This window comes from Vibrio jasicida CAIM 1864 = LMG 25398, from assembly GCF_000400365.1.
Classification (GTDB): domain Bacteria; phylum Pseudomonadota; class Gammaproteobacteria; order Enterobacterales; family Vibrionaceae; genus Vibrio; species Vibrio jasicida.
In genome coordinates this window covers 1-5,206 of the sequence record NZ_BAOG01000013.1, presented here as the reverse complement: position 1 = coordinate 5,206, position 5,206 = coordinate 1, and the positions used below count along the sequence as shown (strand labels likewise).

Sequence of the window (5,206 nt, the reverse complement as noted above, 5' to 3'; positions counted from 1 at the left end):
AAGGTGCGGTAGGTTTAAGGTTGTGAGCAATATAGATAACGACAGCTAAAACCCAACAGCCAACAAACAATAAAAAACCTCGATACTCGACAATCAAATCAATCATTTCAATTCCCTTCTATCTAAATAATCAACCAAGCAACTTATACCATAACGCAGCAAGTCATAAACCATGACAGCAATAAAAGCGTCTAACAACGAAATATGCGTAAGCAGTTCAATAGCCTCAACAAGCTCAGCATGGGTAACGTATTCGTTCATTAAGTTTCATCTCCTGAAAAAAGACCGCCGACTGGCGTTAGTTCAATGTCTGACGGCTCTTTGGTTTGAGCGTATTGCTCATAAGGCGAACACGTCACATAAAAATTTGACTCTCCACTTGATAGCTGCACGAGGCAATCATCAAGATATTGCATTTGAATACCAAGCTTGTTTAGGAAGACATCATCAAGGTATGTCACTCCTCTTGGTGTGATCACTTCAAAGTGAACATTGACATGTATTGAGGTTGGTTTGTGCCAACGCTCAACAGCGGAAATATAGATCGTTTCAGAGTTAACCAATGGGAACCAAGCTGGAACGGTTCCTATGTCATGATAAGACCCAGCACTGCAACCAGCGCCCGAACAGCCAGAACGACTAGAATCCATGACAGTACCAGTCGAAGAAGTTTGACTAGTACTTGTTTGATTTTGAGAAGACGAAACCGCAGCTTGCTGCGTAGTTTGATGAGACTGCGTTCCTGCCTGAGTCGTCGCCTCAGTATCAGAAAACATACCAATAAGCGCATAAATCACATACCCAAATGAAAGCACGACAAGTGCCATAGCTGCTAAGAATTTAGGGTTAAGGAAGATGTTCTTCCCTAGCCCTGCTTTGGTGATTTGCCCAGTCACGGTTGATGCATAGAGCAAATGAACATCGAGAGGAACCTTTAAGTTGTAAACCACATCGTCCTTACTCGGTTTTGTCACGGTTCTGGTCGGGTCATGCTCCAAAATCCTAGGTTTGCGGTTAGAGAAAAAAATTCCGTCTTTACCTTTGTGCTGCTTGGCCAGCTCCGCCACGCCTTTTAGTTCTTTGGGGATTTGAGCAAAATCAGGGGTAAGCAAAACAATATCCCAGTTGTAGTGCCGGTGTTCCATGAACGCATTGTTAAAGTTTTCAGGGTAGATAATACGACCTTGTTCATCAAAGCGGGTGCGTTGACAGTCGTCTATCTCGCCATTGTCTAACGTCGATGTATCCACCGTTAACCAACGGGCATGAAATAGCTCAGAAAAGCCCTGAGGGAGTTGCGATTCGAAATCAGAGAACGGACGCTTATGGATGTTTGCCATCTTAAAGCCTGCATTCGTCGAATAGATTTGCTGACACTCATCAATCAATATGAATGCGCCGATAGGTGCCCAACAAAAAAAGTATTTCCAAAGTTCAAAACCTTCGGGATTGCGAGAACTAATACGAATAAGGCGAGCGCTATCAGGGAACTTCTCTCCTAGCCTTTTCTCGATCACTTCTAAGGGCTGCATACCGTGAATGTTGGTGATGCAGATGCGACCTTCTCGAAGTGCTGGAAGTAAATCAAACCACACGGCGCACGCTGATTTGTAAGAGCCGCCATGACCATATCTAAATGAAGTTGCCATTTAATCACCAGTTAAAGAAGCGCATGACTAAAGAAGTAGCGAACGCATCAAAGATGATGCGAAGCCCAGAAGTAACGCCGTATTCTGTGAGGATGTAACGAACGTCTGAGGGTAGAGAGTTAAAACGTTCTTGAGCAAGGGTATAGACTCCATATTCTTCGAGAAGTAACTGCGCTATTTTCAGAGCTAATTGGATTGAAGATATTTTGATATCAAGCCATATCGAGAGGCACAACAACGCACCGTATTCGAACGCATTTTTAATCCAGCCTATTGCCACATCAAAGAAATCTAGGAAGGTTTGAGCGATGTTGGCGATGAACTCTAATGCAGAATAGATGTACTCCATATTATTTACTCCTATTTCCAAACAGCACCCAGAGCGCGATTAACGTGCAGATAAACAGAACCACTGGACGAACGTAACCAGACACAGAATCGAAGCGTTGAAGACCAGATTCGACGGTCGTGCCCTTGACTGAAAATGACTTATCACTCAAGGTGCCGTTATTAAAGTCAGTCCCGATACTGACCAAAGATTTAATGTCATCCACATAGCCTTGGATGGTGTCACCCTTGCCATCAATCAGGGTTTGCAGCAGAGAAAAGTCCTCAGCCGTAAAAATGTCACCAGTAATAGGTGTGCCCGTTGGTGTACCGAAGTCAGAGCCTGTCAGTAAGCCCTCAATGGAATCTAAACTACTGCCTAGGTCGCCTAGAGAATCCCCTAGCCCTTGTAAATCGTTTCGAACGCCAATCGTTGCGTTGGTGTTGTTGTTTACCGCAGTTGTAATGTCGCCATTTGCTTGCTGGATAAGCGACTTAGTATTTTCGTATATCTTGTTGTCGTTGATTTGCTGCTCTTGGATAGCCTGAGTGTTATCAACAAGCGAGCCTTTGACGTCAATCACCGCATTGGCTATGTGCGCTTGGGATTCGTTAATATCAACGTTCAGGTCATGAATGCCCTTGTTGATGTCTTCATTTAAACCACGGATAGCGGAAACAACTGCCGTATCTGTCGATTCATCTGTTTCAGGCTCTTCTACTTCTGGCTCGTCATCTACACCACCAGGGTCAACGGTATTCGTCGAGTCATCAGGGAGAACACTTGGATCTTCTATTTCTCCGGTTGGATCATCTGGCTCATGGGTTGGGTCTTCTGGTTCTTCAGGAGGAATAATAGGTTCATCAGGTCCATTGGCTCCCCAAAATAAGGTACCACCGTCGCATTGACGACCTGTGTAGGCAAAGTTCAAAGAGCATTGAGAATCTGGTGTGTACTGTCCGTCAGGAACGCCAGTGCAAATAATGATGGATTCATTCTTGGTCATTTCGCATCGAGTCGCGCCGTAGTCACCATAACAAGCGCCAGTAACCAACTCGCCATAAACAGCAGGGTGCCAATGGAGTTTAACGGTATCGCCAATGGACTGTTTGAATTGGCAGGCATCCATACACGTACCGTCTGGATTTGCGCCGTATTCACATTGAGATTTACATTTCAATGTCGAAGGATCGAATTCACTGTTTGTTGGGCAACGAACCTCAGAATAAGAAAGAGCAAGCGAATTGTCACAAACTGTCTGATAAGGATAGCGAGCGTTTGCATATGTTACCTTCTCAAATGTGCATGAACGAATATAATCATGCTTCATAAAACAAGCGTTCACCTGATTAGGATCAACCCATTCGCCCCTAGAGCCGCAGCCCGTCATTTGCTTATAACTGACATAAGCTTCCAAAGCGAACGTTAAATTACTGAAACATAGAACAAAAAGGGCAATAGAAAAGCGCAGAAAATGAATCATTGTCTGAAACCAATAAAAAAGGGAGCCAAAGCCCCCTTGATTAACTGATTAGTGAGTATTGATGCCACTCACAAAGCCGTGGAGAAATGCCCCCGCAAAGGCAACACCTAGAATGATAGCGAGAACATCTCCAAGTAAATTACCAGATAAAGGAGGCATGGAGGCGAACCGTTAGCGACGCAAGAAGCCAACAACCATAGTCACACCAAAGCCAAGTGCAGCCATACCAATTAGACCAGCAACAACCAAAGCAACATTACTCTGCCCACCACTAATAGCGGAAGTGATAGCGCCTGTAATATCTGGCGTTTCAGCGAAGGCCGGAGAAACGGAAGCAAGCGTAAGAGCACTGCCGACCGCAGTTTTTTTGTTCACTACCGCATTTTTTACATTAGAGACAACAAGCTCTAGTTTTTTCATGATAATTACCTTTTACTCATCAGGCGAACCACTCGCCCAGACCAGTGACCAACTATCATATTGATAAGGAGGACACCACTTACATACAGGAACAAATCTGAGTTGAACAAGACAGGTTCCTTATATTCTTGATACTCCACAGAGGAAATCAGAACGTAATCTTCGCAAAGCTCAACAGGTGTTTGAGTTGCTTTCAAATTTCCATACTGATTTACAACCGTGACGCAAACAGACATAACTATTTAGGTATCTCAACGGATTTAATTAACATAGTGGTTTTCCCCTGACTGACGCCAAGGCCAAAAGAAACAATGAAATCAACGGGTGATTTTTTGGCCTCTAACTCCATTTGAATTTGCTTTGAAACCGCGAAATCATTAGAGGTATCGACGTTAGTTTTACCAAGAGAACAACCACATTTATTACCATTTGAGGCGTAATCAGTCAGGGTGTGAACATTGGCAAAAATGCCCTTCTGACCGTCTTCTGTTTCATAATCACCGAAGTTTGAAGCGTAAATAGTAATTCTCATTTTGTTCATCATATTGATTGCTCCTTTAAGCATTACTCGACCACTGCTGGAAGCTCATTCTTCCACTTGATGCGTCGAGTTGATTTTGTGGCGGTGCTAACTTAACGCTCTTATCGTTAGGTTTGTGAAAGACAAGGTTTGAGGTTCCATCGTTCCAAAGAACAAAGGAAACGGATTTGTTTTGGTTTAGGCGGACTTCTCGACCAGCTTGGAGAGCACGTGCATAGAGAGGAGGCATACCCACTTTTTCAAGTGCTTGTTCAATCTGATCCAGTTCTGTAGCTGCAACAGATGTTGAAGGATCCTCGCCTTTCAGGTAAGCAAGTAAATCAGCACCAGTCTTAATACCTTGAAAAGAAGGTTCTTGATAATCCTCTGGCGATTGGTTATCAAAGTCGAATTGGATAACCGTTCCTAGTGACACTTGCTCATCAATATGGAGGTTTTGCAATTGATCTTTTGAAAAACCAATCGACATTAAATCGTTGATGTTTCGATGAAAGCTTGATTTAGACATAGTTTCTTTAACCTGTTTGTAAGTGTTGTGCTTCAAACGGTCATAGAGTTGGAACAGACGAAAGGCTTTTGATTGTCTTACGTTTCCTTTGTTGTCTGTTGTGTCATATAGATCGTGAAGCAGTTGCATGACTTTATGGTCGTTAACTACCGTAAGAGTGGATCCTTCAATCGCTTCTAGAAGGCATTTGTTTGCGTCCTTCCAAGCCCATTCACAAAATGATTGACCGTTAGAACCCAATTCGAACAATTCAACCCATTTGCAGAATTCCCAAAGG

8 protein-coding genes are annotated in these 5,206 nt (G+C 43.5%); all 8 read right to left on the bottom strand.

The window, feature by feature from the left end:
* Positions 1-102 precede the first annotated feature (102 nt).
* Positions 103-261, bottom strand: coding sequence for a hypothetical protein (locus VJL_RS29630; RefSeq protein WP_173400267.1), 159 nt, complete (start codon positions 259-261; stop codon positions 103-105).
* Positions 261-1,649 carry a zonular occludens toxin domain-containing protein gene (locus tag VJL_RS03660; RefSeq protein WP_038875846.1) on the bottom strand — a complete coding sequence of 463 codons (1,389 nt, stop codon included), beginning with the start codon at positions 1,647-1,649 and terminating at the stop codon, positions 261-263. The genes VJL_RS29630 and VJL_RS03660 overlap by 1 nt, the downstream gene beginning before the upstream one ends.
* A gap of 4 nt (positions 1,650-1,653) precedes the next feature.
* On the bottom strand, positions 1,654-1,998 hold the full coding sequence (locus tag VJL_RS03655) for a DUF2523 family protein (RefSeq protein ID WP_038875844.1): 345 nt from the start codon (positions 1,996-1,998) through the stop codon (positions 1,654-1,656).
* 1 nt (position 1,999) lies between these two features.
* Positions 2,000-3,460 carry a hypothetical protein gene (locus VJL_RS03650; RefSeq protein WP_227741116.1) on the bottom strand — a complete coding sequence of 487 codons (1,461 nt, stop codon included), beginning with the start codon at positions 3,458-3,460 and terminating at the stop codon, positions 2,000-2,002.
* Between the two features lie 171 nt (positions 3,461-3,631).
* A complete protein-coding gene (locus VJL_RS03645; RefSeq protein ID WP_038875841.1) occupies positions 3,632-3,880 on the bottom strand; it encodes a hypothetical protein in 249 nt (82 codons plus the stop codon).
* Positions 3,881-3,885: 5 nt separating this feature from the next.
* Positions 3,886-4,116: a hypothetical protein gene (locus tag VJL_RS30315; RefSeq protein WP_081634904.1), complete on the bottom strand. Its 231-nt coding sequence runs from the start codon at positions 4,114-4,116 to the stop codon at positions 3,886-3,888.
* A gap of 2 nt (positions 4,117-4,118) precedes the next feature.
* On the bottom strand, positions 4,119-4,424 hold the full coding sequence (locus VJL_RS03640; protein WP_227741115.1) for a hypothetical protein: 306 nt from the start codon (positions 4,422-4,424) through the stop codon (positions 4,119-4,121).
* A 13-nt stretch (positions 4,425-4,437) separates the two neighbouring features.
* The coding region (locus VJL_RS03635) for a phage/plasmid replication protein, II/X family (protein ID WP_038875838.1) at positions 4,438-5,206 on the bottom strand (769 nt) is incomplete at its 5' end.